The 26,776-nt window shown below is 47.6% G+C and carries 24 protein-coding genes and 2 tRNA genes; 19 read left to right on the plus strand and 7 right to left on the minus strand.

Features of this window, described 5'->3' with window-relative positions; translation table 11 throughout:
* Window positions 1-38 precede the first annotated feature (38 nt).
* Entirely contained in the window at window positions 39-620 is a 582-nt protein-coding gene (locus ACXAH1_RS08270) for a Fe-Mn family superoxide dismutase (protein ID WP_054014023.1), read from the minus strand.
* Between the two features lie 272 nt (window positions 621-892).
* Between ACXAH1_RS08270 and ACXAH1_RS08275 the strand changes: the two genes are divergently transcribed.
* The 3 genes from ACXAH1_RS08275 to ACXAH1_RS08285 all read left to right on the plus strand — a co-directional run bounded on the left by ACXAH1_RS08275 (window position 893) and on the right by ACXAH1_RS08285 (window position 7,651).
* Window positions 893-1,240 (plus strand): Grx4 family monothiol glutaredoxin, encoded by a 348-nt coding sequence (locus ACXAH1_RS08275; RefSeq protein WP_475195717.1) that lies wholly within the window; start codon window positions 893-895, stop codon window positions 1,238-1,240.
* Window positions 1,241-1,766: 526 nt separating this feature from the next.
* Window positions 1,767-6,227 carry a glutamate synthase large subunit gene (gene gltB / locus ACXAH1_RS08280; protein WP_475195720.1) on the plus strand — a complete coding sequence of 1,487 codons (4,461 nt, stop codon included), beginning with the start codon at window positions 1,767-1,769 and terminating at the stop codon, window positions 6,225-6,227.
* 8 nt (window positions 6,228-6,235) lie between these two features.
* A complete protein-coding gene (locus tag ACXAH1_RS08285; RefSeq protein WP_253044153.1) occupies window positions 6,236-7,651 on the plus strand; it encodes an FAD-dependent oxidoreductase in 1,416 nt (471 codons plus the stop codon).
* Between the two features lie 601 nt (window positions 7,652-8,252).
* On the opposite strand, the gene recN is transcribed toward ACXAH1_RS08285, so the two are convergent.
* From recN to nadK, 3 genes are all read right to left on the minus strand, one after another.
* Entirely contained in the window at window positions 8,253-9,929 is a 1,677-nt protein-coding gene (gene recN / locus ACXAH1_RS08290) for a DNA repair protein RecN (protein WP_475195727.1), read from the minus strand.
* Window positions 9,930-10,017: 88 nt separating this feature from the next.
* Window positions 10,018-10,593: a hypothetical protein gene (locus tag ACXAH1_RS08295; protein ID WP_475195730.1), complete on the minus strand. Its 576-nt coding sequence runs from the start codon at window positions 10,591-10,593 to the stop codon at window positions 10,018-10,020.
* Window positions 10,594-10,655: 62 nt separating this feature from the next.
* Window positions 10,656-11,540: an NAD(+) kinase gene (nadK, locus tag ACXAH1_RS08300; protein WP_138549803.1), complete on the minus strand. Its 885-nt coding sequence runs from the start codon at window positions 11,538-11,540 to the stop codon at window positions 10,656-10,658.
* A gap of 92 nt (window positions 11,541-11,632) precedes the next feature.
* Between nadK and ACXAH1_RS08305 the strand changes: the two genes are divergently transcribed.
* The 3 genes from ACXAH1_RS08305 to ACXAH1_RS08315 all read left to right on the plus strand — a co-directional run bounded on the left by ACXAH1_RS08305 (window position 11,633) and on the right by ACXAH1_RS08315 (window position 14,157).
* Window positions 11,633-12,577, plus strand: coding sequence for an HrcA family transcriptional regulator (locus ACXAH1_RS08305; protein WP_475195734.1), 945 nt, complete (start codon window positions 11,633-11,635; stop codon window positions 12,575-12,577).
* A 58-nt stretch (window positions 12,578-12,635) separates the two neighbouring features.
* Complete coding sequence (gene grpE, locus ACXAH1_RS08310) at window positions 12,636-13,247, plus strand: nucleotide exchange factor GrpE (RefSeq protein ID WP_138549805.1); 612 nt, start codon at window positions 12,636-12,638, stop codon at window positions 13,245-13,247.
* Between the two features lie 112 nt (window positions 13,248-13,359).
* Window positions 13,360-14,157 carry a M48 family metallopeptidase gene (locus ACXAH1_RS08315; RefSeq protein ID WP_253044161.1) on the plus strand — a complete coding sequence of 266 codons (798 nt, stop codon included), beginning with the start codon at window positions 13,360-13,362 and terminating at the stop codon, window positions 14,155-14,157.
* 2 nt (window positions 14,158-14,159) lie between these two features.
* Here the strand turns inward: ACXAH1_RS08315 and ACXAH1_RS08320 are convergent, their stop codons facing one another.
* On the minus strand, window positions 14,160-14,684 hold the full coding sequence (locus tag ACXAH1_RS08320) for a M48 metallopeptidase family protein (protein WP_475195740.1): 525 nt from the start codon (window positions 14,682-14,684) through the stop codon (window positions 14,160-14,162).
* A 71-nt stretch (window positions 14,685-14,755) separates the two neighbouring features.
* Between ACXAH1_RS08320 and ACXAH1_RS08325 the strand changes: the two genes are divergently transcribed.
* Complete coding sequence (locus ACXAH1_RS08325) at window positions 14,756-15,163, plus strand: GFA family protein (protein WP_475195742.1); 408 nt, start codon at window positions 14,756-14,758, stop codon at window positions 15,161-15,163.
* A gap of 140 nt (window positions 15,164-15,303) precedes the next feature.
* Here ACXAH1_RS08325 and ACXAH1_RS08330 read toward each other — a convergent pair whose 3' ends face one another.
* Both ACXAH1_RS08330 and ACXAH1_RS08335 read right to left on the minus strand, forming a co-directional pair.
* The gene (locus ACXAH1_RS08330) at window positions 15,304-15,465 is read right to left on the minus strand and encodes a hypothetical protein (protein WP_171045361.1); all 162 of its coding nucleotides are present in this window, start codon (window positions 15,463-15,465) and stop codon (window positions 15,304-15,306) included.
* A gap of 67 nt (window positions 15,466-15,532) precedes the next feature.
* Window positions 15,533-16,381, minus strand: coding sequence for a DUF72 domain-containing protein (locus ACXAH1_RS08335; RefSeq protein WP_475195747.1), 849 nt, complete (start codon window positions 16,379-16,381; stop codon window positions 15,533-15,535).
* A gap of 178 nt (window positions 16,382-16,559) precedes the next feature.
* On the opposite strand from ACXAH1_RS08335, the gene aspS reads away from it, so the two are divergent.
* The 12 genes from aspS (at window position 16,560) to ACXAH1_RS08395 (ending at window position 26,765) form a co-directional block, all read left to right on the plus strand.
* Entirely contained in the window at window positions 16,560-18,335 is a 1,776-nt protein-coding gene (gene aspS, locus ACXAH1_RS08340) for an aspartate--tRNA ligase (protein WP_475195750.1), read from the plus strand.
* Window positions 18,336-18,457: 122 nt separating this feature from the next.
* The gene (gene ruvC / locus ACXAH1_RS08345) at window positions 18,458-18,979 is read left to right on the plus strand and encodes a crossover junction endodeoxyribonuclease RuvC (RefSeq protein WP_054014007.1); all 522 of its coding nucleotides are present in this window, start codon (window positions 18,458-18,460) and stop codon (window positions 18,977-18,979) included.
* 2 nt (window positions 18,980-18,981) lie between these two features.
* Window positions 18,982-19,599: a Holliday junction branch migration protein RuvA gene (gene ruvA, locus ACXAH1_RS08350; protein ID WP_138549812.1), complete on the plus strand. Its 618-nt coding sequence runs from the start codon at window positions 18,982-18,984 to the stop codon at window positions 19,597-19,599.
* A gap of 21 nt (window positions 19,600-19,620) precedes the next feature.
* Window positions 19,621-20,631, plus strand: coding sequence for a Holliday junction branch migration DNA helicase RuvB (gene ruvB / locus ACXAH1_RS08355; protein WP_475195764.1), 1,011 nt, complete (start codon window positions 19,621-19,623; stop codon window positions 20,629-20,631).
* A 1,010-nt stretch (window positions 20,632-21,641) separates the two neighbouring features.
* Window positions 21,642-22,346, plus strand: coding sequence for a protein TolQ (gene tolQ, locus ACXAH1_RS08360; protein ID WP_138544346.1), 705 nt, complete (start codon window positions 21,642-21,644; stop codon window positions 22,344-22,346).
* Window positions 22,333-22,761, plus strand: a complete 429-nt coding sequence (gene tolR / locus ACXAH1_RS08365; protein ID WP_138549814.1) for a protein TolR — start codon at window positions 22,333-22,335, stop codon at window positions 22,759-22,761. The genes tolQ and tolR overlap by 14 nt, the downstream gene beginning before the upstream one ends.
* The gene (gene tolA / locus ACXAH1_RS08370) at window positions 22,761-23,702 is read left to right on the plus strand and encodes a cell envelope integrity protein TolA (protein WP_138549815.1); all 942 of its coding nucleotides are present in this window, start codon (window positions 22,761-22,763) and stop codon (window positions 23,700-23,702) included. The genes tolR and tolA overlap by 1 nt, the downstream gene beginning before the upstream one ends.
* Window positions 23,703-23,711: 9 nt before the next feature.
* Window positions 23,712-25,070 (plus strand): Tol-Pal system beta propeller repeat protein TolB, encoded by a 1,359-nt coding sequence (gene tolB, locus ACXAH1_RS08375; RefSeq protein WP_475195780.1) that lies wholly within the window; start codon window positions 23,712-23,714, stop codon window positions 25,068-25,070.
* 41 nt (window positions 25,071-25,111) lie between these two features.
* Window positions 25,112-25,645 (plus strand): peptidoglycan-associated lipoprotein Pal, encoded by a 534-nt coding sequence (gene pal, locus ACXAH1_RS08380; protein ID WP_253044182.1) that lies wholly within the window; start codon window positions 25,112-25,114, stop codon window positions 25,643-25,645.
* Window positions 25,646-25,661: 16 nt separating this feature from the next.
* Window positions 25,662-26,417, plus strand: a complete 756-nt coding sequence (gene ybgF, locus ACXAH1_RS08385) for a tol-pal system protein YbgF (RefSeq protein WP_475195787.1) — start codon at window positions 25,662-25,664, stop codon at window positions 26,415-26,417.
* A 158-nt stretch (window positions 26,418-26,575) separates the two neighbouring features.
* Window positions 26,576-26,651 (plus strand) — tRNA-Lys (locus ACXAH1_RS08390).
* 38 nt (window positions 26,652-26,689) lie between these two features.
* Window positions 26,690-26,765: transfer RNA gene (locus ACXAH1_RS08395), tRNA-Lys, on the plus strand.
* Window positions 26,766-26,776: the final 11 nt, after the last annotated feature.

Here is a 26,776-nt window from a genome sequence, read left to right on the forward strand (position 1 = left end):
AAGGCGCTCTGAAAAGCGCCTTTTTACACAGTCTGAAATTAAGCAAGGTTCTCGTTTGCGAAATCCCAGTTAACCAGTGCCCAGAAGCCTTTCAGGTAGTCTGGACGCACATTGCGGTAATCGATGTAGTAAGCGTGTTCCCACAGATCTACAGTAATGATTGGCGTTACGCCTTCTTCTGTCAGTGGCGTTGCCGCATTTGAGGTGTTGACGATGTCCAAAGAACCGTCAGCAAGCTGCACTAACCAAGTCCAGCTTGAGCCGAAGTTGTTAACTGCTTTATCGTTGAATGCTTCCTGAAATGCAGCGAATGAGCCCCATTTCGCATTGATCAGGTCAGCAACTTTACCAGTTGGCTCGCCACCACCATTTGGTGCCAGGCTGTGCCAGTAGAAAGTGTGGTTCCAGATCTGCGCTGCGTTGTTGAATACGCCGCCTTCAGAGTTACATACGATTTCTTCTAAAGATTTGTTCTCAAGGTCTGTGCCCTGGATAAGGCCGTTCAGTTTTACAACGTACGTGTTGTGGTGTTTACCGTGGTGGAACTCAAGCGTTTCCTGAGAAATATGCGGTTCAAGCGCGTTGATTGCATACGGAAGTGACGGTAGTTCAAAAGCCATGTTAATCTCCATTTCGTTGTTAAATTGCCAAAGCAAATAGAAGCAATCTCTATCTTAGCTTACATTTCTATACGATTTGACGGCATATAGTGATACTATAATTCCTGAGTATTTTACTCAAGTTTTGGCAAACAGCAATGGCAATAGCCAAGACTTGTAGAATGAATGGCTTAGATTGCATTCATTTTGTACGGGCTAACTGACAAAAGAAGAGGTTGACTGGCAAAGTGGATGATATGCTGAGCTATGCTATCGTCATTTTGAGGTAAATAATGGAAACCATTGAAAAGATTAAACAGCAAATCGCAGAAAATCCGATCATCCTATATATGAAGGGATCGCCCAAGTTACCTAACTGCGGTTTCTCTTCGCAGGCATCTCAAGCGCTGATGGCGTGTGGCGAGCAATTTGCTTACGTCGATATTCTGCTTAACCCAGACATTCGTGCTGAGCTGCCTCATTATGCCAACTGGCCAACATTTCCGCAGCTTTGGGTTGAAGGTGAGTTGATTGGTGGATGCGACATCATCATTGAAATGTTCCAAAAAGGTGAGTTGCAACCGCTGATCGCAGAAACGGCTGCAAAATATAAAGAAGACGACGCTGAAAAAACAGAGTAATTCTGTTTGCAGTCGTTTTGGGGCATGTCAGCGTTAGTTGCATGCCTTTTTTTATGTGCCATTGTTTTTCATTCATGTCTGCTTATACCTGCGAACACAGCTTCTAATCATTGAGATCTTTTCGCTAATTTCACGGCCTATTCTAGCTTTTGCAACACCAAGTTTACGCATGCGTCAAGCATTAACCCTGCATAGATTAAGGGGTTGCCAAATTCACACTCGAAATAATGAATATTTATTCAGTGTTATGTTGGGTATTACGTTAACGTAAACTTCCCTTTTTACAGGTGTTATTTATCACTTTTTTGGTTTGATACCGGTGTCATTTTGTGTTTCTCTACGTGTGTTGAAATATTTGTAAATTACCAGGGCGTTTTTTAAGTACCTTTTTTATGAGAAATATTCATGTATGTGAATAACTATTCTTTATTGTATTGACTCGAATACTAATCAGGGCTAGCTTTGATTATCTGCCAGTAATTCGTCTGAAATTACCGGCTGGCAGTTGTAGCAAGGGGAGGAGTCCATGTTATATGACTCGGCATTAGAAAAAGAAAACTGTGGTTTTGGTTTGATCGCGCACACACAAGGTCAGGCCAGCCACAAGCTGATCCGCACGGCAATTACCGGTCTGGACAGAATGCAGCACCGCGGGGGCATCGCAGCGGATGGGAAGACTGGGGATGGGTGTGGTTTATTATTACAAAAGCCAGACAGCTTCTTCAGAGCTGTAGCGGCTGAAAACGAGTGGCATCTTGGCAAAAATTATGCGGTTGGTATGGTGTTCCTTAGCCAAGATCCATCGCTTGCCAAACAAGCCCGTGACATCATCAACAACGAGCTAGAAAAAGAAACCCTGACATTGGTGGGCTGGCGAACTGTCCCTACCGACCCAGGCATGCTTGGTCCTATCGCAACGGAGCAATTGCCCCTGTTTGAACAGGTCTTCGTGTCTGCGCCGGAAGGATGGCGTCCAAAAGACCTGGAACGCCGACTTTATATCGCACGTCGTCGTATTGAGAAGCAGCTGGAGTCAGATCCAGACTTTTATATTGCGAGTTTGTCGGGTCTGGTAACCATCTATAAAGGTCTGATGATGCCAGCGGATCTGCCTAATTTTTATCTTGATCTGGCTGACATCCGAATGACCAGTGCTATTTGTGTGTTTCACCAGCGTTTTTCGACGAACACGCAACCGCGTTGGCCACTGGCTCAACCTTTTCGCTACCTGGCACACAATGGTGAGATAAACACTATTACCGGAAACCGGCAGTGGGCCAAAGCGCGTGCATATAAGTTTGCCTCGCCTCTGTTGCCTGACTTACAAAATGCGGCACCATTTGTAAACGAAAGCGGTTCAGATTCATCCAGTCTGGATAACATGCTGGAGCTGTTTCTTGCTGGTGGTATGGATATCTTTCGCGCTATGCGTATGCTGGTGCCACCTGCCTGGCAGAAAAACCGTGCAATGGATGATGAGCTCAGAGCATTTTACGATTTTAACTCGATGCACATGGAACCCTGGGATGGACCTGCGGGCATCGTTATGTCTGATGGTCGCTTTGCGGCCTGCAACCTCGACAGAAATGGTCTGCGTCCGGCGCGTTACGTCATTACGCAGGACGGGTTCATCACTTTGGCTTCTGAAGTGGGCATATGGGATTACGAGCCCGATGAAGTGGTTGAGAAAGGGCGTGTTGGACCGGGTGAGTTGCTGGTGGTGGATACACTGCATGGTAAGATTTGGCAGTCTGACGAAATTGATGAAGATCTGAAAGCCAGACATCCATACAAAACCTGGCTGGAACAAAACGTTAAACGGTTGACGCCATTTGAAGCGCTTAACGAAGCGGATGCGGGTCAGCGTGATTTTGATGATGAGACATTACTCGTCTATCAAAAGCTGTTTGCCTACAGCAACGAAGAGGTCGATCAGGTGATCCGTGTGATGGGCCAAAATGGTCAGGAAGCCACCGGCTCTATGGGAGACGACACGCCTTTTGCAGTGCTCTCTGAAGGAATACGTTCGCTGTACGACTACTTCAGGCAAAAATTTGCTCAGGTAACCAACCCGCCTATCGATCCCTTGCGCGAGAATCACGTGATGTCGCTTGCAACCTGCATCGGTCGTGAGCAGAACGTGTTTAACGAGACAACTGGCCACGCCAAACGTCTGCAATTTGATTCACCAGTCCTGACCTTCTCTGACATTCAACAACTGTTGGCGGCGGATGATGATCACTATAGTGTGTGCCGCATATCTTTGAATTACAATCCACAGGCAGAAAGCCTGAAAAGCGCCATTGAGCGGGTCTGTGATGAAGCTCAGCATAAAGCTGCATCCGGATGTGTGATGTTGTTGTTAAGTGATCGTGATATCACTCAGGATACTATGCCCATACCTTCAGCAATGGCAGTAGGGGCCGTACAACATAGGTTGGTGAATACGAATCTACGCTGTGACTCTAACATTATTGTTGAAACGGGCAGTGCACGTGATCCGCATCAATTTGCAGTGTTACTCGGATTCGGCGCAACAGCGATATACCCTTATCTGGCTTACGAGACTTTGGTTGCGCTGTGTGACAGCAAAGTGATTGAAAAAACTTATCGCGAAGTAACGTTGGCATATCGCAATGCGATTAATAAAGGCTTGTACAAGATCATGTCCAAAATGGGGATCAGTACCATTGCCTCTTATCGCTGTTCGATGTTGTTTGAAGCGGTGGGCTTGTCTGATGAAATTGTTGAACTGTGCTTCAACGGCGTCAGTAGTCGTATCCAGGGAGCTGGTTTTGCTGAGTTTGAAGCAGACGGTAAACAGTTGCATAAACTGGCGTACAGTAAGCGTAAGCTGCTCTCTCACGGTGGTTTACTGAAATTTGTTCATGGTGGTGAGTATCACGCTTATAACCCGGACGTAGTTCAGTCTTTGCAGGTTGCTGTGCGTTCAGGAAACTACGAGGATTATCAAAAGTATGCCAGTCTGGTGAACAATCGGCCGGTAACTAATCTACGAGACCTGCTGGCGCTGAAAACGGATTGCACAGCCATTAATATTGATGACGTAGAGCCTGCTACTGAATTATACAAGCGTTTCGACTCTGCAGCGATGAGTATTGGTGCTTTATCACCGGAAGCGCATGAAGCACTGGCGATTGCTATGAACCGGTTGGGAGGCTGCTCTAATTCCGGTGAAGGGGGCGAAGATAAGTTACGTTTTGGTACCGAGAAAAATTCACGTATCAAGCAGGTTGCCTCCGGCCGATTTGGTGTAACTCCCCATTATTTGCAAAGTGCGGATGTGATCCAGATAAAAGTTGCGCAAGGCGCCAAGCCAGGTGAAGGTGGTCAGTTGCCGGGTGAAAAGGTGACACCATACATCGCAAAACTGAGATATTCTGTGCCTGGTGTTACTTTGATTTCGCCACCGCCACACCACGATATCTATTCGATTGAGGACCTGGCGCAATTGATCTTTGATCTTAAGCAGGTCAACCCCAAGGCAATGATTTCCGTCAAGCTGGTGTCGGAACCTGGTGTAGGCACGATTGCAACAGGGGTTGCGAAAGCCTATGCGGACTTGATTACGATCGCCGGTTACGATGGTGGAACGGGGGCAAGCCCGCTCACTTCGGTCAAGTATGCTGGCAGCCCTTGGGAGCTTGGCCTGGCTGAGACGCAGCAGGCATTGGTAGAAAATGGCCTGCGTCACCGAATCCGACTGCAAACTGACGGTGGTCTCAAGACTGGCCTGGACATTATTAAGGCGGCAATCTTGGGCGCCGAAAGCTTTGGATTCGGAACAGGGCCTATGGTTGCACTGGGATGTAAATATCTGCGTATTTGTCACCTGAATAACTGTGCGACCGGCGTCGCTACTCAGGATGAGACACTGCGCCAGAAGCACTACCATGGCCTGCCAGAAATGGCGATGAACTACTTCCGCTTTATTGCTCAGGAAGCTCGCGAGATCATGGCGTCGCTGGGCATAAACAAGTTGACCGATTTAATCGGGCGTACGGACTTACTCGAGGTGCTGGATGGAACAACCGCAAGACAGCAAAAGCTTGATCTACAACCTTTGCTGGCAAAACCGGCGAATCCGTCGGGCGAAACACTCTATTGCAGTGCGCCGAACACGTCGCACTATCAGGGTCAACTCAATGAGAGCTTGCTTGAGAAAGCGAAACAAGCGATAGATGATAAAACCGGTACCTCTTTGGTGAGTCGTATTAAAAATACTGACCGCTCTGTGGGCGCTATGTTGTCTGGATATATAGCTTCTCGTCACGGCAACCAAGGTATGGCGGCAGATCCTGTGGTGATCGAACTACACGGCACTGCAGGGCAGGCATTTGGTGTATGGAATGCAGGTGGCCTTGAAATGACACTGGTTGGTGATGCTAACGACTATGTGGGTAAGGGCATGGCTGGTGGCAAGTTGGTCATACGGCCACCTGTAGGCTCTAGCTTCCTGACACATCAGGCTACTATTGCGGGTAACACCTGTTTGTATGGTGCAACCGGTGGCAAGCTGTTTGCTGCCGGGCGCGCCGGAGAGCGATTCGCCGTACGTAATTCAGGAGTACAAGCGATTGTTGAAGGATTAGGTGATAACGGCTGCGAATATATGACCGGTGGTGTTGTCTGTGTGTTAGGTCAGGTTGGCGTTAACTTTGGCGCCGGAATGACTGGCGGTTTTGCCTATGTACTGGACGAAGCCGGAGATTTTGACAAGCGCTACAACCCTGAGCTAGTTGAAGTGCTTTCTCTGGAAGGGCTAGAAACCATGCAGGAGCACCTACGAGGCCTGATTGCTGAGCACCTGGATAATACAGCCTCTTGCAGAGCGGAGCAGATCCTGGCTAATTTTGAGTTGTATGTGCCTATGTTCAGGCTGATAAAACCAAAATCGAGCGATGTAAAGAGCTTGCTGGGGCACCGTGCACGCAGCAGTGCTGAATTGCGCGTACAGGCACAATAGGGGGAAGTATGAGCGAAAATGTCTATCAATTTATCGATGTACAGCGCATCGACCCGAGAAAGAAGCCTATCACGACACGCAAGAGCTCTTTCGTCGAAATTTATGAACCGTTTTCAAAGCAGCAGGTCAGCTCTCAGGCCGACCGTTGCTTAGATTGCGGTAATCCTTATTGCGAGTGGAAGTGTCCGGTGCACAACTATATTCCGCAGTGGCTAAAGTTGATCCGTACGGGCAGGATCCTCGAAGCTGCGGAATTGTCGCACCGGACCAATAGCCTGCCTGAAGTGTGTGGTCGGGTTTGCCCACAGGACAGGTTGTGTGAGGGCTCATGCACACTTAATGACGAGTTTGGTGCCGTGACTATCGGTAATATTGAAAAGTACATCACGGATACCGCATTTGCACAGGGCTGGAAACCCGACATGTCTTATGTCACCTGGACTGACAAAAAGGTGGCCATTATCGGTGCGGGTCCTGCCGGACTTGGTTGTGCGGATATTTTGGTGCGTAACGGGGTGAAACCTGTGGTGTTTGATCGTAACCCGGAGATTGGGGGGTTACTGACGTTTGGCATCCCGTCATTCAAGCTGGAAAAATCGGTGATGGAGAAGCGCCGCGAGATCTTTTCGGAAATGGGTGTGGAGTTTTGCCTTAATACTGAGATTGGCAAAGATATCAGTATGGATGAGCTACTCGCACAATATGATGCCGTATTTATTGGGGTCGGTACCTACCAATACATGCGCGCCGGACTGGACAATGAAGATGCTGAGCATGTATATGATGCGCTTCCATTTTTGATTGGTAACACTAATCGGGTCATGGGTTATGACGAAAGCAAACAGGCGTACATAGATATGGCTGGTAAACGGGTGGTGGTACTGGGCGGTGGTGATACTGCAATGGACTGCGTGCGTACCTCTGTGCGTCAGGGCGCACAGTCTGTGACCTGTGCGTACCGCCGGGACGAAGCCAACATGCCGGGGTCGCGTCGTGAGGTTAAGAATGCCAAAGAGGAGGGCGTTAAGTTTAGCTTCAATGTTCAGCCTAAAGGCATTGAACTCGATCAACATGGTCAGGTGGCGGGTGTTCGCATGGTGCGGACTGAGCTGGGCGACCCGGATGAAAATGGTCGCAGACGTGCACAAGAGGTGCCAGGATCCGAACACCTGATTGAAGCCGATGCCGTTATCATGGCGTTTGGTTTTAAACCCCACAATCTTGACTGGCTGGCAGCCTATGACGTTGCCATCAATGAGTGGGGCGGTATTGTAGCGCCAGAAAAGGGCGCATTTACACACCAAACCAGCAATGAGAAAATCTTTGCTGGTGGCGATGCCGTTCGCGGCTCTGATCTGGTGGTTACCGCCATCTTTGAAGGCCGTAACGCAGCAGAAGGGATCATGGATTATCTAGGAGTGTAAAGTCGCTTACTCTGGCTGAGTATGGTTTCATCATAAAAATTGGCCCGCAGTTAACCATTTTGGTTAATCGCGGGCTTTTTGCTTTTTGGGTGTACCTATTCATACAGCACTTGGATTAAATCACTAACTAGGGTAGGCTCGGGCTAAGCATGGAGTTTGGTTACATTTGAAGGAATTATGAACTATCGAGCAAATGAACAAATAGTCTACTGGCTGAAGGAAAACGAATCGCTAATGATGGAGTAACCCCTTATAGGGAGGTAGAGTGAAAATCGCGGGTATTATGTTATGAGTTAAAGGCTGTACCTGTGCGGTCTGATAAATTCGTTTCTCAGAGCACACGAAATCTCACAAGGTAAGATAGCATTAAGGCGCAGAATCTGCCCTAGTAAGAGCGGCTAACTTTGGGATATGAAGTCAAACACCGGGCATAATTTAAAGTATTGTGCATGCTTTTGACACCTGGCCCGCTCGTACCTTTCCATAGGTACTGAGCGGACAACCAACCCCTAAACAGCTATTATCGAAGTATCAACAACATTAAATAAGGGCAGAAGCTTCGGCACTCAGGTATGCTTTATTGAGCCGCTCCCGCCTGATGTTACGCCCCCTGTACCTCAAGCAGCTCTTTAGCACTGGCAAGTGTGGTGCTGCTGATTTTGTCGCCACCAAGCAAGCGGGCGATTTCATCAATGCGTTGCTCCTGAACTAGTGGGAGCATAGACGTAAAGGTTTCACCGTCTTCAACACGCTTGGAAACAAAGAACTGATGATGACCACTACAGGCAACCTGGGGCAAGTGAGTCACACAGATCACTTGGGTTGAGTTACCAAGCTGGCGTAATTGTTTCCCAACCTGTGAGGCCGTGGGACCCGAAATACCAACGTCTACTTCATCAAATATCAGAGTAGGGGTGGTAACTCGGTTCGCGATAATTACCTGAATAGCCAGGCTGATCCGTGATAGTTCACCACCCGATGCTACTTTGGCCAGCGCTTGCAGAGGCTGGCCCGGGTTGGTCGAAACCAGAAACTCGATCTTATCCATGCCCAGCTCATTGGGGCGTCTGTCTTCATGTTGACTAAGCTGAATAGCAAACTGGCCGTTTTCCATTGACAGTTCATGCATGCTTTCACTGATTAAATCATTCAAAGTCAGTGCAGCTTGCGCACGGCTTTCGCTAAGCTGTGCCGCTGAGATTTGATAGGCGTGTAGTGCCTCTGCTATTTCGTGTTGCAGATCTTCGATGCGCTCATTGTTAGAGCAGATAGATGCTAGCTCTTGGTGCAGCTGTTGATGATGCTGATGCAGCAACTCGGGGCTGATCTGGTGTTTACGTGATAAGGTCATTGCTTGTGCCAGCCTGTCTTCGACAGCCTGCAGACGTTCCGGGTCTTGCTCGATGTTTTCACCATAGGCACGCAGTTCTCGGCAGCCTTCTTCGAGTTGCACCGCAGCCTCCCCCAGCAGTTGGCTGATCTCCTGCAGTTTAGGGTCATAATTGCTTAGTTCAATAAAGGTTTGTACGCTGTGTTGAAGTTGCCCTAATACGGTCTGGTCATCTTGCTCAGACAGGCACATCAGTTCACGCTGACAGCTTTCAGCCAGCGTCTGACTATGACTCAATCGTGTATGCTCAGTTTCAATCTGCTCATACTCGCCTTCTTCCAGCGCAAACTCATCCAGTTCCTGAACTTGGTATTCAAGCAATTGTTTTTTGGCCGCCTGCGCCTGTTGTTGTTTTATGAGCTCTGCGTGCTCTTTTTGTAGCGTATGATAATGTTGATATTGAGCACGTACGGCGTGCAACAGGTTATCGTGACCTGCATAGGCATCCAGTAAACCCAGCTGATGCTCGGGCTTAAGTAGTAGCTGGTGGGCGTGCTGACCATGAATGGCAATGAGTCGCTGGCCGAGTTCTTTTAATTGCGCAGCCGTTACAGAGTTGCCGTTGATAAAGCTTTTACTGCGGCCATTTTGCATAACAACACGACGTAAAATGCAGTTTTGCTCTTCATCGTCCAGCATTAAATCGTTCAAAAACTGCTGAGCATTGGGAAGTTGCCTGATATCAAACTGAGCAGTTATCTCTGCTTTGGTCGCACCAGGGCGAATACTGGCAACGTCTGCCCGTTCACCCAGACACAAAGAGAGTGCATCGATTGCAATGGATTTACCTGCACCGGTTTCGCCGGTGATGGCAGTCATACCTGATCGCCAGTCAATGGTTAATTCGTTAACAATGGCAAAGTTTTTGATTTGCAGACTAAGAAGCATGCTGTATATCCAAACAGTATAATTACTGTTAATTTATACAGCATCATTGAGAAATGCAACTTGAAATTGCGTTTTGTTACCCAGGTTTTTACAGGGCGGCGGCTTTTTGTTGCTGTCCCGAGGGGTCGTCATTCTCGGTTTGAGCTGACGCTTCTTCCTCACTCTGGCCAGCTTCCTGCGTGTCGGTTTGCACAGGTGTATCTGGTGTCTGGATCCGTGAAATCAACGCAGGTAAAATTTCGCTGTAAAATGCCTTGTTATAAGCTATCCCGGCAGAGGGAAGCTCGCTGACAAACATAAATAGCTGGTCGGCCAAGAGCTCCAAATTGCCATTTTCACGACACTTATTCAGTTCAGTGCCAATTGTGGCGAGCAAATGATCAGTAACACGCTCCAATGCTTCCAGGTTCTCGTCATTGTGGGCTTGCACAACAAAGAAATTGCCGACAATGGCGTTAAATTGAGGCGCGTGCTTGGGGCGGATCAGCTTGTAACTTACGAATTCACTAATTTTACTTTTGAAGTGACTGCTGATCTCTTTCAGACGTTCATTGAACACCCGCTTTTCGGCTTCGCGTGCTTTTTTACGGTTATTCTCAATCACCACATAAACCCCCAAAATGGTGATCAATAAGGTAATAGATACGAAAACAACGTAGCTCATGTTGGTTTACTTTTCCCTAAAATAGAAAATAAATTTTACTTATTTTGCTGAACTTCGATCGCTTAGTAAAGCCTGCTGCCCCAATTTAATTTCTGTCTCAGAACATTGTAGTAGGAATAACTGACAGGGTGGATCAAACGTAGTTTTTTTTCTGCTTTTTTTATGACCACTTCATCACCCGGAAGCAACGCGAGCACGACGTGACTGTCACAACTTACCTGCAAGCTTGCCGTGTTTTCGGGGCTGAGCTTCAGTTTGACCTGCTTATTTGCATCAACGACCAAAGGTCTGCTAGACAGTGTATGCGGAAACATGGGGACCAGAGCCATCGCGTTTAGCTCAGGCGTCAAAATGGGACCTCCGCCGGACAAAGAGTAAGCCGTTGAACCGGTTGGTGTGGTGACAATGAGGCCGTCAGAGCGCTGAGAAAAAACAAACTGATCGTCAATGAAAGCTTCGAACTCGATCATGTGGGCGACTTTATCAGCGTGTAATACCGCTTCATTTACTGCCAGGTTGGCACTTTTAAGTTCTGCATGACGGAACACTTCAACTTCAAGCAAAAAGCGTTGTTCTGCTACAAACTTGCCACTCAGAACCTGCTCAAGTTCTGCTTCAAAACCGTCGGGGTCTAAATCGGTCAGAAATCCTAAATTACCCCGGTTAACACCTATCACGGCAACGTCAAATCGGGCCAGTACACGGGCAGCCCCCAACATATTGCCATCACCGCCGACCACCACAGCCAGATCACAGCGCTCTCCCAGAGCCACAACATCGAGTATGTTTGTCTCAGGCAGCTCAGTGATTTGTTTGCCAACGCGTTGCTCAACAAAAACTTCATAGCCAAGTGCTTGCAAAAATGTATACAGGCGTTGTAATGTCAGGGCGGCGCCATCATGGTTTGGTTTACCAATCAGGCCGATGGTTTTAAATGGTGCGCTCATTCAGTGAGTTTCCTTGGCAAAATTTCTATTGCCAAGATTATCTTAAAATGAATTCGCTTGAAACTCGCAAATTTAACCTTATTTATGATGTTATGAAACTTAGTGCACGTGATAAACAAGTCTTCTCTGCTGTAATGAGTCTTTACTGTAATGGTGAAGGGCATCCTGTGGCATCGAGTAAGATAGCAAAATTAAAAGGCATGGCGGTGTGCTCTGCCACGGTCCGTAATGCCATGGCACGTCTGGAAAACCAGGGGTTGCTTTTTTCACCGCATACTTCGGCGGGGCGTGTGCCCTCTGATCAGGGAATTAAGTATTGGTTACAGGAGTATTTTGGCTTAGAAGACATTGCTCCTTACTGGGAGCCAGAGCGCGAAGAACTGACTGGTTTTGCGCATACTCTCAGCCAGACATATCAGGTGTGTTGTATCGTTGGTTTGCCGCAGGTGAGTGAACAAACCATATTTCGGGTTGAGGTACTGGATTTTGATCGCAAACACTGGTTGGTACTTCTGATAGACAGAACCGGTCAATCCAATAATATTCTTATCAACAAGCCTGAATCCAATTCTGACCAGGTCAGATACCAGTTTGCGGCCTGGATGAACACCGTATTCAGTGCGCAAACGCTCAAAGAAGGGTTGCACCGAATGCGCGCTATGGCGAAAAGTGCGATGGCGGATTGCCGTGGTTCTTTAATGCAGTGGAGCCGCGAGTTAAGCCTGCAGCTGGGAACCGACAATAGCATAGTAGTCGGAGAGCGTTATCTTTATAACCGCCTGGAAGGAAATAACGAACTTAATCTGGGGGTGAGCTTTTTACATCAGGTGGAAGATCAGTTAGCGCTAAAGAATGGCCTGTCGGTGTTGCTGGGCAGTGAGCTGAGTTATCTGAATCTGGAGCGATTTGTGGTCTTGAGTGTACCTTACTTTACGTCGAGCGAGTACCAGAGTCGTTTTTGCGTGATTTGTCCCGCTGATGCGCCGATTGAGGCAATAATCGGTGAATTTACACAAATCCCAAAAAAAGATGCTTGAATAACAAATTTGAATCCCCATAATTACGGCAGTTGTAAAGAATCGGAGAGAATTTTTCATGTCTGAGCAGACAAAAGCCCAAGAGCAGGAACAAGAGTTAGTGCAAGAAGACGTACAGGAAAGTGCTGCAGAGCAAGCTGAACAAGCGCAGGAGAGTGCACAGACTGAGCAAGCTGAGTTGAGCCCAGAAGAAGAGATTGCAGGCCTGTATGCAGAACTGGAAGCAGCTAAGCAAACAATTGAAGGTCAGAAAGACAGCGTGATCCGTGCAGCCGCAGATGCCGAGAATGTCCGTCGTCGTGCAGCGCAAGATGTTGAGAAAGCGCAGAAGTTTGCATTAGAAAAGTTTTCTAATGAGTTGCTCCCTGTGGTCGACAACCTGGAGCGTGCAATTGAATTTGCTGACAAAGACAATGAAGCGACCAAGTCAATCCTTGAAGGTATTGAGATGACGCTGAAGTCATTTAACGATGCGCTGGCGAAGTTTGGTGTTGAGGCTGTGAGCCCGCAAGGTGAAGCGTTCAACCCAGAGCTACATCAGGCAATGTCAATGCAACCTAGCAACGATGTCTCGCCTAACACCGTTTTAGCGGTAATGCAAAAAGGGTACACATTGAACGGCCGTTTGCTGCGCCCAGCAATGGTTATGGTGTCAAAAGCAGCTGAATAAGCTGTAACTACCTGATTTATAAGCCCGCGACAGCGGGCTTTTTTGATCTGATTTGCATCAGTCCGAGTCACCTTTTAAAATAAAAACAGTGAAATCACTTAGGCATAAGTCCATGAATAAAAAACTTCTTGCTATTGCTGCTATAGCCATCACTCTGGCTGGCTGCAAAACCTCTCCTACCGGACGTACCCAAATAGCCCTGTATTCAGAACAACAAATGGATAAGATGGGCGTTGCCAGCTTCGAGCAAATGAAGCAGGAGCAAACGATAGAAAATGATGCCAAGATCAACGGCTACGTAAACTGCATAGCAGATGCCCTGATTGCGCAGCTTCCAGCGCAGTATGCACAGCAGCAATGGGAAGTGGTAGTATTTCAGGACCCCAGCGCAAATGCCTTTGCTTTGCCCGGTGGCAAGATAGGGGTGCACACCGGGCTGCTGAAGGTAGCACAAAACCAACACCAGCTCGCTGCCGTCATGGGGCATGAAGTGGGACACGTTATCGCTGAGCATGCCAACGAACGGGTGTCTCAAAATAGCCTGTTGCAGCTGGGTCTGCAAGCTGGCAATGCGGCACTTGAAATGGGCAATGTGCAGTATCGTAATGCCATCATGCAGGGCTTAGGGCTAGGGGCACAGTACGGAATTGCACTGCCATTTAGCCGCAGTCATGAAAGTGAAGCGGATGTCATTGGTCTCGACTTAATGGCCAAAGCGGGCTTTAAACCAGAGGGAGCCGTCGAGTTGTGGCAAAACATGGAAAAAGCTGGGGGAGAGCGGCCGATGGAGTTTTTGTCGACTCACCCGTCTCCGCAAAACCGCATTGCGCTGCTGCAAAGCAAAATGGCGCAGGCCAATACACTTGCGCAGGACGCTAACCGCCAGGGTCGTAGTCCTGCCTGTCAATAAATTTAACCTGGTTGGGCGGGGTGCTCATAAAAGCTTGCGCCCAGCTTATTGAGCACAATAAACAGCCTGAGGTCTAGTTCCAGCTGATGATACTCAGGCTCCATATGGCAACAGAGCTGATAAAAGGCTTTGTTGTGATCCAGCTCTTTGAAGTGCGCGAGTTCATGAACAACCAAAGCACGTAAAACGGCTTCAGGCGCATATTTTAACTGCTGAGACAGGGCAATTTCATAGCGAGTTTTTACTTTTCCGCCGTGCTGTTTACGTGTTTGGCTATGATGCCCTAATGTTCCCGTCATCAGATCCCGGCCCTTTGCATAGCTTACCTTATGCAGACGAGGCACATTCTTAAGATATTTGTTTTTGTAGCCGTGGCAGTAATCATAAAGTGCTTGTGTACTCTGGAGCTGATGACCCTGCGGATATTTACTTTTGAAATAAGCTGCAAGTTTATCAGGTTCCAGCAAGGTTTTAATCTGGGATTGCAACGCAGGAGGGTAGTGCTGAAAATACGGCAAATAATTCATGTTGACGGTAGTAATCCTGATACGGAAATTCTAAGCTGGTGTACTTAAGATCATAACAGGAATAACAATAAATGTATCAGGCAAGTTGTTTATGCGGTGCGGTCAAGTTGACATTGCACGGAGCCATTTCCAGTATCATCCACTGCCACTGTTCATTGTGCCGTAAGTCATCTGGTACTGCATATGCGACGAATGGATTTGTCGATCGTGACGATCTGCAGATCGTTGCCGGAGAGGAGCTTGTCCGTCACTACGCGTTTAAACCTGGCAGGTTACGTCACTTCTGTGGAGTGTGTGCCTCTCCTTTATATAGCTCTAATCAGGATGACCCTGAAAAACTCAGGCTACGACTCGGTATACTCGACTCTGATATAACGGAGCGGCCAATGTCACACAATTACGTGACCTCAAAAGCAAATTGGGAAGAATTAGATGCCAAGCTACCTCACTATGAGGGGAAAGAGCCGGGCAGGGAATAGTAAACAGGACCATATTTTGGCCCCGATTCTTTTAACTTATTCCATTGTACTTAATTAAGTGTGCCATTTTGAAGCAAATATGACACAGCTTCAGTCATATTGGTGCCTTCAGTTTGAACACGTATTAAGTGCACTTGGTTTTAATTGTCTGTCATCGCACAACAATCAGAGGCGCGAGAATTACCACCGCTTTTCTGAATCTCTGCTCTGCCTGCGCCGACGGCACGGGTCGCTTTGGCAGGTAACGCAGACTGGTCATCAGAGAGTTGTTTTACAGGTTTTTTAGTGAGTTTTAATAACATAGTATTTTCCTTATTGTTGTTTTATTCGCCTTCTAACATCCTGTAAAACTTTAACGCTGTCAAGTGGCTAAATTAATGTGTGTTGCTGTGGCTGGCACTCAGCCGGAAACGGAGCAAGCACCTGATGAGCAACCCCTAAGTCCTGAATGAACTGCCTGGCGAGCAGAGGCGCATCATAGTTGTCGGCGGTGTGAAAGAAGACATAAGGGGTACGCCCCTCGTTCAGCCAGCCACGAATTTTGTTAAGCCAGGGGGCATAAAAGGTGCGGTTTGCAGCCAGATCTGAGCACCCAACAAAGCGCAACATCGGAGCCTGAGCGGTGGCAATGACATTGACCGGCACGCGCGGTTTCTTTTGCTGTGCATCAATAATGGCTGGAGTACTGGCCGGCTCACTAAACAGAGGGCGAGTATCCATGATGATGCGATTCACTCCGGTCTGTATCAGCAGCTGGTTAAAACGCTTCTCAGCATCACCTTTGGCAAAAAACTCCCTGTGTCGGACTTCAATCCCCAGCGTCAGCTCCTCGGGTATTTGTGCAATAAAGTCGGCTATCCGGCCGAGATATTGAGGGCTACAGCTGGCAGGCAGTTGCAGTAACACCATCCCCAACCTTGAAAATAAAGGCGAAAACAGCTCAAGCCATTGCTTAAGTTCTTGCTGACACTGATTCAATGCCAGCTCGTGAGAAATCTTTTTGGGTATCTTAAAGGTAAAGCGAAAAGTGTCGGGCACTGCGTTTGACCAGGCAGTGATGGTTTCTGGTTTTGGGCTGGCATAGAAGCTGGTATTACCCTCAACACTGTTAAAGATCTGTGCATATTCGCTCAACATATCCGCGGCTTTGCAGTCGCTGCTGAAAAACCGACCTTTCCAGTGTGCAGAGCTCCACTGAGGACACCCCAAATACAGCATGAAATTTGCTCCCTAACTGACTTGGAGAAGAGTCTAACAAAGTCCAGATGGAGAAAAAATCGTAACTGCGAAAGAATCCCCGCTTTGTGGGATGACAAAGCGTGGCAATTTTATATAATTGGCGATTAAATTTATCATTCATTATGCCCTTAAGAGTTAGTAGGCAAATAGGATTATTATGCGCTCAATATACTGCGGAAAATTAAACAAGGACCATGTAGGTCAGGAAGTGGAGCTATGTGGTTGGATCAACAAACGTCGTGATCTGGGTGGCCTGATCTTCATTGATCTGCGAGATCGCGAAGGTTTGGTCCAGGTCGTGTTTGATCCTGAAGTAGAAGGCCTGATGGATGTTGCAAACACTTTACGCCAGGAGTTCTGCGTTCAGGTTACCGGTACTGTCCGTGCGCGCCCTGAGAGCCAAATCAATCAGGATATGGCAACTGGTGAAGTTGAGATCTTGGGCACTGGCCTGACAATCATCAACCGTGCGGAACCTTTGCCTCTGGACTTTAACCAGGAAAACTCGGAAGAGCGTCGCCTGACTTATCGCTACCTTGACTTACGTCGTCTGGAAATGAGCGACCGCATTAAACTGCGTGCAAAAGCATCCAGCTTTGTCCGTCGCTTCTTAGATAGCAATGACTTCCTGGACATCGAAACGCCGGTACTGACGAAAGCAACCCCAGAAGGTGCGCGTGACTATCTGGTACCAAGCCGTGTGCACAAAGGCAGCTTCTACGCGTTGCCACAGTCGCCTCAGCTGTTTAAACAGCTGCTGATGATGTCTGGTTTTGACCGTTACTATCAAATCGTGAAATGTTTCCGTGACGAAGATTTACGTGCGGATCGTCAGCCTGAATTCACACAAATCGATTTAGAGACGTCGTTCATGACATCTGATCAGGTGCGTGATATCACAGAGCGTTTGATCCGCGAAATGTGGCAGGAACTGCTTGAGGTAGATCTGGGTCAGTTCCCGGTAATGAGCTACGAAGAAGCAATGCGTCGATATGGTTCAGACAAGCCTGACTTGCGTAACCCGCTTGAGCTTATTGATGTTGCTGACTTGGTTAAGGACGTTGAGTTCAAGGTACTGGCAGGCCCTGCAAACGATGAAAAAGGCCGCGTGGCGGTATTGACTGTACCGGGTGGTGCATCACTATCTCGTAAGCAAATTGATGAATACACCAAGTTTGTTGGCATCTATGGCGCAAAAGGCCTGGCCTGGATGAAGGTCAACGACCTGGACGCTGGCCTTGAAGGTATTCAGTCGCCAATTGCTAAGTTCCTGAATGAAGAAGTGATCAAAGGTATTCTTGCACGCACTAACGCACAGACCGGCGACATCATTTTGTTCGGTGCTGACAAGCGCAACGTGGTTAACGAAGCAATGGGTGCATTACGCCTGAAAGTAGGCCTGGACCTTGAGCTGACCAACCTTGGTCAGTGGGCACCATTGTGGGTTGTTGACTTCCCAATGTTTGAAGAAGACGACGAAGGTAACCTGCATGCAGTTCACCACCCATTCACCGCACCTAAAGACATTTCAGCGGCAGAGCTGGAAGCCAATCCTGCTGGCGCTATTTCAGATGCGTACGACATGGTACTGAACGGCTACGAAGTCGGTGGTGGCTCGGTGCGGATCCACAACAACGATATGCAGCAAGCCGCTTTCCGTATTCTGGGCATTGATGAACAAGAGCAGCAAGATAAGTTTGGCTTCCTGCTGGATGCTCTGAAGTATGGTACGCCACCACACGCAGGTCTGGCGTTTGGCCTTGACCGCCTGGTGATGTTGCTGTGTGGCACAGACAACATCCGTGATGTGATTGCCTTCCCGAAAACCACACAGGCATCGTGTCTGATGACCAACGCACCGAGTGTCGCTAACCCGGATGCGTTAAAGGAGCTTGCGGTAACAGTGACTGCACAGCAAAAAGACGCTGAGTAACGACAGCGAAAAGAATGAAAAAGCGGCGATTGCGCCGCTTTTTTTATTCTGCAAATCCTAGATAACTGGAAATTCATACAGTATTTTGGCATGATAGCGAAAAAACAACGAGAGAATGCGCCTTGGCAGTAATTTTAGGCATAGATCCAGGCTCCAGGCTGACAGGGTATGGCGTCGTTAAACGTCAGGGTAGCCAGTTTCAGTATCTGGGCAGTGGTTGTATTCGGCTTGGTGATAAGCCATTTCCACAACGATTGCAGATGATTTATCAGGGCGTTAGCCAGATCATCGAACAGTTTAATCCACAGGGGTTTGCCATTGAGCAAGTCTTTATGGCACATAATCCAGATTCCGCTTTAAAGCTTGGTCAGGCGCGGGGGGCAGCTATCGTCGCAGCCACAATGAAAGAGATTGAGGTGTTTGAATATTCAGCCCGGCAGGTTAAACAAGCGGTTGTTGGCACCGGTGGGGCGAATAAGTCGCAGGTTCAGGAAATGGTTAAGCGATTATTAAAGCTCCCGGGCACACCCCAGGCCGATGCCGCTGATGCGCTGGCCATCGCAATTTGCCATGCGCACTCCGAGCAAAACTTGATCAAGCTGGCTGGCAACGCGAAAAAAACCGTACGAGGAAGATTGAGGTAATTATGATAGGCAGACTCAAAGGTATTCTGGTAGAAAAACAGCCACCAGAGATCCTGTTAGACGTCAGTGGCGTCGGTTATGAAGTACAAATGCCGATGACGTGTTTTTATGAGTTACCTCAGGCGGGTAATGAGGCAACCATCTATACTCATTTTGTGGTGCGAGAAGATGCACAACTATTGTTTGGCTTTAACCATAAAACCGAGCGAGCACTGTTTCGTGAGCTAATTAAGGCGAATGGTGTTGGTCCCAAGCTGGCACTGGCTATTTTGTCGGGTATGTCAGCAGAGCAGTTTGTTCACTGTGTTAATCAGGGAGATGCATCTACTTTGGTGAAAATTCCCGGTGTTGGCAAGAAAACAGCTGAGCGTCTGGTACTGGAAATGAAAGATAAGTTGAAAAACTTTGGTCATGATCTGCTGACCCCATTCAGCGATGATGCCATTTTGGCACCTCAGGAAGATCCCACCGTGGCGAATACGCCAGAAGACGACGCATTGGCTGCGCTGCTGGCATTGGGTTATAAACCTGCACAGGCGCAAAAAGCTTTGAAAGCCGTTAGTAAACCAGGTATGGATACCGAAGGGCTGATCAAAGAAGCTCTGAGATCTATGATGTAAGAAAGGCTGATAAAGTAAATTATGATAGAAGCAGACAGACTCATTGAGCCGGAAGTGCAAGGCAATAATGAAGAGGCCGTTGACAGAGCAATACGCCCTAAGCTGTTGGCAGATTATACCGGCCAGCAGCATGTTAAACAGCAAATGGAAATCTTCATTGAAGCGGCGCGCAGTCGTGAAGAAGCACTCGATCACCTGCTGATATTCGGTCCACCAGGGCTGGGTAAAACCACATTGGCCAATATCGTGGCGAATGAGCTGGGTGTGAATATTAAAACCACCTCTGGCCCTGTGCTGGAAAAAGCCGGCGACCTTGCCGCTATGCTGACCAACCTAGAGCAGGGGGATGTGTTATTTATTGATGAAATACACCGCCTGAGCCCTCAGGTTGAAGAGATCCTCTATCCTGCGATGGAAGATTATCAGCTCGATATTATGATAGGCGAAGGACCGGCAGCTCGTTCAATTAAGCTTGATTTGCCACCTTTTACGCTGGTGGGCGCAACGACCCGTGCTGGTTCACTGACCTCACCTTTGAGAGACCGTTTCGGTATTGTACAGCGTCTGGAGTTTTATTCTGTGTCTGAGCTGGCATCGATTGTGTCGCGCTCTGCACATTTTTTGAATCTCGAGATCAGTGATGCGGGTGCGATAGAGGTGGCGAAACGTGCGCGAGGTACTCCCCGTATTGCCAATCGTTTGCTCAGACGGGTCCGAGATTTCGCTCAGGTAAAAGGAGATGGTAGCGTAGATGAGAAGATCGCCAGCCAGGCACTAGACATGGTCGACGTCGATAAGTGCGGTTTTGACTATATGGATCGTAAGTACTTACTTGCTATTATAGAGAAGTTCACTGGGGGTCCTGTCGGTTTGGATAATCTGGCGGCTGCAATTGGTGAAGAGCGAGAGACCATAGAAGATGTTATCGAGCCTTACCTGATCCAGCAAGGGTTTATCCAGCGAACTCCGAGGGGACGGATTGTTTCTGACAGAGCCTATTTGCATTTCGATTTAACCAAGCCATCAGAATGAAGGTGGCCGACAGGCATATATACTGATCAGACAGAGGCGCTGCCAAAGCGCTTCTTTGCTTTTTACACTTCTTCTATTTCCCTACCCATTCATTCAACGCTCATTTTATTTCATTTACGTTAGCGCAAGAGCTTGTGTCTTCATTTAGAGGAGAGTGAGCCATAAATGAACAGATTACAGGCAAAAAAAAGCCCGCACAGTGTGCGGGCGAAAACAACAAGTTGAAGGAAGTAATCCAGGGAACTGATGAGTCCGTTAAGGTGTTATCCAAAAGTTTCTCATCATGACTGCAGAATAAATCAGACTTCTGCGGCCTAAGTAACTGTGCATTTGCATTGAGAGATGCTGCTCGCTCAGTACGGGGAGTATAATAAGGCCAGTCGGGCATTTAATCAAACTAGAAAAATTACAGTTTTGCTATAAAAAAAACTAATCCGAAGGCTTTGTGTTGATTTCCTTTGCACAAATCGTAAGCATAGTTATATTTTTAAGTGTTTGTAAAATATGGAGTTGTCTTTATTATGCGCAATTTGTGAATATTAGATTATTTGTTGTTAATTGGTATTACCAATCGAGTTTTGAGGGTTTATTCTATCAGAGTGAATAAAACATTGCTTTTATGCAGGTTGCATAAATAAATAAACACCGTGAAGGTTAGACAGCTCCGACCACAGTAAATTTCTGTCACATATACGCACCAGGCTGTATGTTTCATTGCAATCTACGCGTGGGTACAGATCGTTTTTGCGGTATAAAAGGGCTATTTAGGCAGGATATTACGTGAAATCAACTCACTTTTAATATAGAGCCGGGGCGTGTCAATCGAGTCAAAACTAGAGGTCAAGTAGCTTAATGTGCGAATTATCGGCATTTAAGTGAATTTTACGGCATTGAGATTGTAAGCCCTTATTAGTGTGGTTAAACTACCTGAACCTTTTTGCTGGCTTACAGTCAATACGGTGAAGGCTGCCTTGGCCGAGAACACAATTATTTTCTAGGAGTATAACAACGTGGAATCGGGACTTAATTTCATAGATCTCATTTTAGAAGCCAGTATCCTTGTACAACTTGTTATGTTGACACTGGTCGGCATGTCGGTTGCGTCATGGGCGATTATCTTTCAGCGCCGCAGTATATTGGCGCAATCTCTGGCAGATGCGAAAAAATTTGAACAGAAGTTCTGGTCGGGGATGGACTTAGGTAAGCTATACAATGAAATTACTGCAAGAGCCGGTAGCTCAAGTGGCTTAGAAGCCTTATTTGTATCCGGCTTTAAGGAATTTGCAAGGCATAAGAAGCAAAACACAGGCTCGGCGAGCATGATAATAGAAGGTACACACCGCTCTATGCGTGTTGCCCTGTCCCGTGAAGTGGAGAAAGTGGAATCTGGGTTGTCTTTTTTGGCAACCGTTGGCTCCATCAGCCCTTACATCGGACTATTTGGAACGGTCTGGGGGATCATGAACGCATTTATTGCCCTGGGAGAGGTTAAGCAGGCAACACTGCAAATGGTTGCACCAGGTATCGCCGAAGCTCTGATAGCAACGGCAATGGGTTTGTTTGCGGCGATTCCGGCGGTCATGGCGTACAACCGTTTTGCTAAAAATGTAGAAAAACTGGAATCAAACTACATCAACTTTATGGAAGAGTTCGCCAATATTCTGCATCGCCAGGCTGCCAGCTTAACTGAGGCCAAGCAAAATGTACCAGCATAAGAGACGCCGCCCTGTCGCAGAGATCAATGTGGTGCCATACATTGATGTTATGCTGGTGTTGTTAATCATCTTTATGGCAACGGCACCGCTGATCACACATGGTGTTAAAGTGGACCTACCGCAGATGGAAGAGTCGGATTTGGTAGAGACCAAAGATGCACCACCCATTATCGCTACTATCGATGCTGAAGGCCGCTACTATGTTTCGGTAGGAACCGACCCAGAAGCGCCAATGGATGCGGTAGAAGTGGCTGCGGTCATCAAGCTTAAGTTACAGCAAAACCCCGATACCCCCGTAATGATAAAAGGGTCTGGTCGTGTGTCATATCAGGAAGTACTTTTATTAATGGACTTTTTGAAAAATGCGGGCGTACCGTCGGTCGGGCTAATGACAAAATCGTTTGAGGACAGTTAATGGATGCTTTAACCAGCGGAATATTAAAGTCGTTTTTACTCCATTTCGCTATAGCCGGACTACTGTTCGCGACTGCCAACTTTCAGTTTTCCAGTCCCACTGTAATGGAAGTTCAGCTTAATCCTGCCATTAACGAAATTGAAGAAGTAAAAGCGGTATCAGCTATCTCAGTTAACGAGCAGGCGGTCGAGCGCAAAATTGCCCAGCTACGCGAAAAAGAAGCGCAGCAGAAGCGTGCGGAAGAGCAAAGGATACGCGATTTAGAGCGCCGTGCAGTGCAGGCCCGAAAGGATCGTGAAGCTGAAGCCAGACGGATCAAGAAACTGGAACAACAGCGTCTTGCTAAGCTGGAAGAGAAACGTAAAGCTGAAGCGCAAGCCAAACGCGCACAAGAAATTCAAAACAAAGAGCGCCAGCAAGCCGAAAAGGCGCGCCAGGAAGCGCTTGCTGCTGAAAAGGCTGCCAAAGCTGCTGCGCAGAAGCGTAAAGCAGAAGAGGACAGGCTGAGGCAGGCTGAGGCGAAACGTAAACAGCAAGAGGAAGAAGCTAAGCGCAAAGCACAAGCTGCCGAAGAGGCGCGTCAGAAAGCTTTGCAAGAGCAACTTCTCCAGGAGCAACTGGCTCAGGAACAAGCGGCGAGAGCGAAAATTCGCCAGCAGCAGGTCCTGACCGAAGTTGACAAGTATAAGGCGCTGATTATGCAGCGGATCCAATCTAACTTGTTAATTGATGAGAAAATGAAAGGGAAGCAATGTCGCCTGAATATTCGCCTGGGCTTTAATGGCCTGGTGACACAAGCGGAGTCACTGGGTGGTGATAAGCTGGTGTGTGAAGCCGCTTTGCGTGCTGTGCGAATGGCAGATACCTTGCCTGTTTCTGAGAATAAAGATGTTTTCGAACAGCTTAAAAACATTAACCTGACGATAAAACCAACTCTATAAAGGAAGACCATGTACAACCATTTAAGAAATTTACTCTTGGTTCTGGCTTTCGCTGCGCAAGGGGTCGCCTACGCAGCATTGGAGATCGTGATAACAGAAGGGGTCGACAGTGCCCGACCTATCGCGATAGCTCCGTTTAAATACATTGGCAACGGCGAAGCGCCAGCCGAAATAAGCTCAGTGATTGCGGCGGACTTGATCCGCAGTGGTAAGTTCAAGCCAGTAGCAGAAGAGCAAATGCCTCAGTTACCCACAACCGATGAAGAAGTGGATTACGATGCCTGGGTTGAGTTAGGTGTGGAAGCTGTTGTTGTCGGGACCATTACCCAGCAGCCAGCGAATCGCTATCTTATCAAGTATGAGCTGATTGATGTCATCCGTGCGCAGATCACCGGTGGTGAGACCCGCATGATGACTAACGGCCAGTTGATGAAGAGTCAGGATCACGTTTTGGAAGCACGTCAAAGTGTGATTGATGCTCAAAGCTTTCGTTATTACGCACATCAGATCAGCGATGTGGTTTATGAAGCCCTGACAGGTGAAAAAGGGGCGTTTCGCACCAAGATTGCGTATGTGATTGTACGTGAAGAGCAGGACAAACCTTATCAGTTGGTTGTTGCTGACTATGATGGTTATAACGAGCAGGTACTATTGCGTTCTAAAGAGCCGTTAATGTCTCCGGCCTGGTCACCTGATGGTAATAAACTGGCATATGTGACGTTCGAAAATCGTCAGTCACAAATTTATATTCAGGATATTTATACGGGTAAGCGTGAGATCTTAACCAGTTACCCGGGGATCAATGGCGCACCACAGTTTTCGCCGGATGGTACACAAATGCTGATCGTGTTGTCTAAAGACAAAGGCGGTGCAACCGAAGTGTATTTAATTGACCTGGAAACGCGCAAAGAGAGGCGTCTGACTAAGCACCGTAGTATAGATACTGAGCCAACTTGGCATCCAAATGGCAAAGAAATAGTCTATACATCTGAAAGGGGTGGTAATGCCCAGATTTATAAGTTAAATTTAGATACAGGAAGATCACGGCGTGTAACTTTCGACGGCGACATGAACTTAGCCGGGTCGATAACGCCAGATGGTAAACAATTGGTAATGGTAAATCGTACCTTGGGTCGTTACCATATTGCCAAGAAAGAATTGGATTCTGGGCTGTTTCAGGTATTAACGCGCACCAGACTCGATGAATCACCGAGTATTGCGCCGAACGGCTCTATGATTATTTATAGTACCTTGCATAATAATAAGCAGGTACTGGCGTTGGTGTCGATGGATGGCCGCTTTAAGGCCCGCCTGCCGGTGTTAGACGGACAGGTTAAGGCACCAGCTTGGTCGCCATTTTTACAGTAATTTTGCTGGTAAGACTTATAAAAGATATAGGAATATACTCGATGCAACTTAACAAAACTCTCAAGGCCCTTTTGGTCGCGTTGCCTGTGATGACGCTGGCTGCATGTAGCTCTTCATCGGGCACTGATGCAGGCGCTGGCAGCGAAACAAACGCAGCAACTGCGGACAATGGCAGCAACGTTGATGTGAACACAGCTACACGTCAGAAAACAGCTGAAGAGCTACTGAAAGAAAAGTATGAAGCGTTGCGTCAAGAGCAAATCGTATACTTCGATTTCGACAAGTCTACTGTTCGCAGCGAGTTCGTAGAGCTTCTGCAAGCACACGCTGACTTTCTGGTTAAAAACCCAAGCGTTAAAGTACTGATCGAAGGTCACGCTGATGAGCGCGGTACGCCTGAGTACAACATCGCACTAGGTGAAAGCCGTGGTAAAGCGGTTGCTAAGTATCTGCAGAGCCTGGGTGTGTCTGACAGCCAAATGTCTGTTGTAAGTTATGGTGAAGAAAAGCCAATGGACAAAGCGCGCACTGAACAAGCCTTTGCTAAGAACCGCCGCGCGGTACTGGTATACTAATCGTTAAAGAGATGCTATGAAGCCGAATACTTTTTTGGCAGCGATCATCTTAGTCAGCGGGAGCTCCCAATTGTGGGCAGCTCCCGCTGCTGTATCTGATGCTGCTGGTTCTAACCAAACTATTGAACAACGTTTGTCTGCGCTTGAGGGCCTGATGCGAAACCGCAACTTGATCCAGGCGGAGCTACAAACGCAACTTGACCAACTACAGGACGAAGTGAGCCAGATCCGTGGTGTAACGGAAGAGCAAAGTTACAAGCTCGAAAAAGTGTTACAGCGCCAGCGTGAGCTTTATCAGGAAATAGAAACGCGAGTCACGCAGGTTTATGAGCAGAGCAAGCAGCTAGCGCCCGCAGTGACATCTGACAGTGCAACTGCGCAGGCCGTGAGCACTGACTTGTCGGAAAATGAAGCGTACGACAGAGCCGTTGCGTTGATTATGAAAGATAAGCGCTACGATGCGGCTATCCCTGAATTCGAAGGCTTCCTTAAGCAGTTTCCCAATTCCGTCTATATACCTAACGCACACTATTGGTTAGGTCAGCTACAGTCTATCAAGAATCAAGACACTCAGGCCATGGTGCACTTCCGTACTGTGGTAGATCTGTTTGCTGATTCAAATAAGCGACCAGATGCGATGTTAAAGCTGGGAACCTTGCTCCAGAAGACAGGACAATCTGCACAAGCAAAAACCTTGTTCGAGAATCTAATCAAAGAATATCCCAGCACAACGGCTGCAAAATTGGCAACGGAGCGACTGAGCAAAATATAAATGGCTGATATTTTCTCAGAATGATTTAAAATTAGGCGCTTAGACGCGAAATTTGAAAAAAACAGGCAATTTCGGTTGCACAAGATTTTTAAATAAGTATTATAAGCGCCCGCAGCAGCCGATAGTGTTACACACATCTTGCAGCGAAACAATTTAGTGGGTCATTAGCTCAGTTGGTAGAGCAGTGGACTTTTAATCCATTGGTCGATGGTTCGAGTCCATCATGACCCACCATTCAAATTTGTTATTTTTACTTTAAGTAAAGCCAGAGCGGGTCATTAGCTCAGTTGGTAGAGCAGTGGACTTTTAATCCATTGGTCGATGGTTCGAGTCCATCATGACCCACCATTCAAATTTGG

It is taken from the genome of Pseudoalteromonas sp. AWH4_217 (genome assembly GCF_056161105.1).

Bases quoted from the DNA above. Each gene is read 5' to 3' on its own strand.
- ACXAH1_RS08275 (WP_475195717.1), top strand. From the start codon at position 893: ATGGAAACCATTGAAAAGATTAAACAGCAAATCGCAGAAAATCCGATC.
- ACXAH1_RS08325 (WP_475195742.1), top strand. From the start codon at position 14,756: ATGTATCAGGCAAGTTGTTTATGCGGTGCGGTCAAGTTGACATTGCAC.
- ACXAH1_RS08305 (WP_475195734.1), top strand. From the start codon at position 11,633: ATGAAACTTAGTGCACGTGATAAACAAGTCTTCTCTGCTGTAATGAGT.
- pal (WP_253044182.1), top strand. From the start codon at position 25,112: ATGCAACTTAACAAAACTCTCAAGGCCCTTTTGGTCGCGTTGCCTGTG.
- ACXAH1_RS08315 (WP_253044161.1), top strand. From the start codon at position 13,360: ATGAATAAAAAACTTCTTGCTATTGCTGCTATAGCCATCACTCTGGCT.
- ACXAH1_RS08285 (WP_253044153.1), top strand. From the start codon at position 6,236: ATGAGCGAAAATGTCTATCAATTTATCGATGTACAGCGCATCGACCCG.
- grpE (WP_138549805.1), top strand. From the start codon at position 12,636: ATGTCTGAGCAGACAAAAGCCCAAGAGCAGGAACAAGAGTTAGTGCAA.
- ACXAH1_RS08270 (WP_054014023.1), bottom strand. From the start codon at position 620: ATGGCTTTTGAACTACCGTCACTTCCGTATGCAATCAACGCGCTTGAA.
- ruvB (WP_475195764.1), top strand. From the start codon at position 19,621: ATGATAGAAGCAGACAGACTCATTGAGCCGGAAGTGCAAGGCAATAAT.
- ybgF (WP_475195787.1), top strand. From the start codon at position 25,662: ATGAAGCCGAATACTTTTTTGGCAGCGATCATCTTAGTCAGCGGGAGC.
- aspS (WP_475195750.1), top strand. From the start codon at position 16,560: ATGCGCTCAATATACTGCGGAAAATTAAACAAGGACCATGTAGGTCAG.
- gltB (WP_475195720.1), top strand. From the start codon at position 1,767: ATGTTATATGACTCGGCATTAGAAAAAGAAAACTGTGGTTTTGGTTTG.
- recN (WP_475195727.1), bottom strand. From the start codon at position 9,929: ATGCTTCTTAGTCTGCAAATCAAAAACTTTGCCATTGTTAACGAATTA.
- ACXAH1_RS08335 (WP_475195747.1), bottom strand. From the start codon at position 16,381: ATGCTGTATTTGGGGTGTCCTCAGTGGAGCTCTGCACACTGGAAAGGT.
- nadK (WP_138549803.1), bottom strand. From the start codon at position 11,540: ATGAGCGCACCATTTAAAACCATCGGCCTGATTGGTAAACCAAACCAT.
- ACXAH1_RS08295 (WP_475195730.1), bottom strand. From the start codon at position 10,593: ATGAGCTACGTTGTTTTCGTATCTATTACCTTATTGATCACCATTTTG.
- ACXAH1_RS08320 (WP_475195740.1), bottom strand. From the start codon at position 14,684: ATGAATTATTTGCCGTATTTTCAGCACTACCCTCCTGCGTTGCAATCC.
- ACXAH1_RS08330 (WP_171045361.1), bottom strand. From the start codon at position 15,465: ATGTTATTAAAACTCACTAAAAAACCTGTAAAACAACTCTCTGATGAC.
- tolB (WP_475195780.1), top strand. From the start codon at position 23,712: ATGTACAACCATTTAAGAAATTTACTCTTGGTTCTGGCTTTCGCTGCG.
- tolA (WP_138549815.1), top strand. From the start codon at position 22,761: ATGGATGCTTTAACCAGCGGAATATTAAAGTCGTTTTTACTCCATTTC.
- tolR (WP_138549814.1), top strand. From the start codon at position 22,333: ATGTACCAGCATAAGAGACGCCGCCCTGTCGCAGAGATCAATGTGGTG.
- ruvA (WP_138549812.1), top strand. From the start codon at position 18,982: ATGATAGGCAGACTCAAAGGTATTCTGGTAGAAAAACAGCCACCAGAG.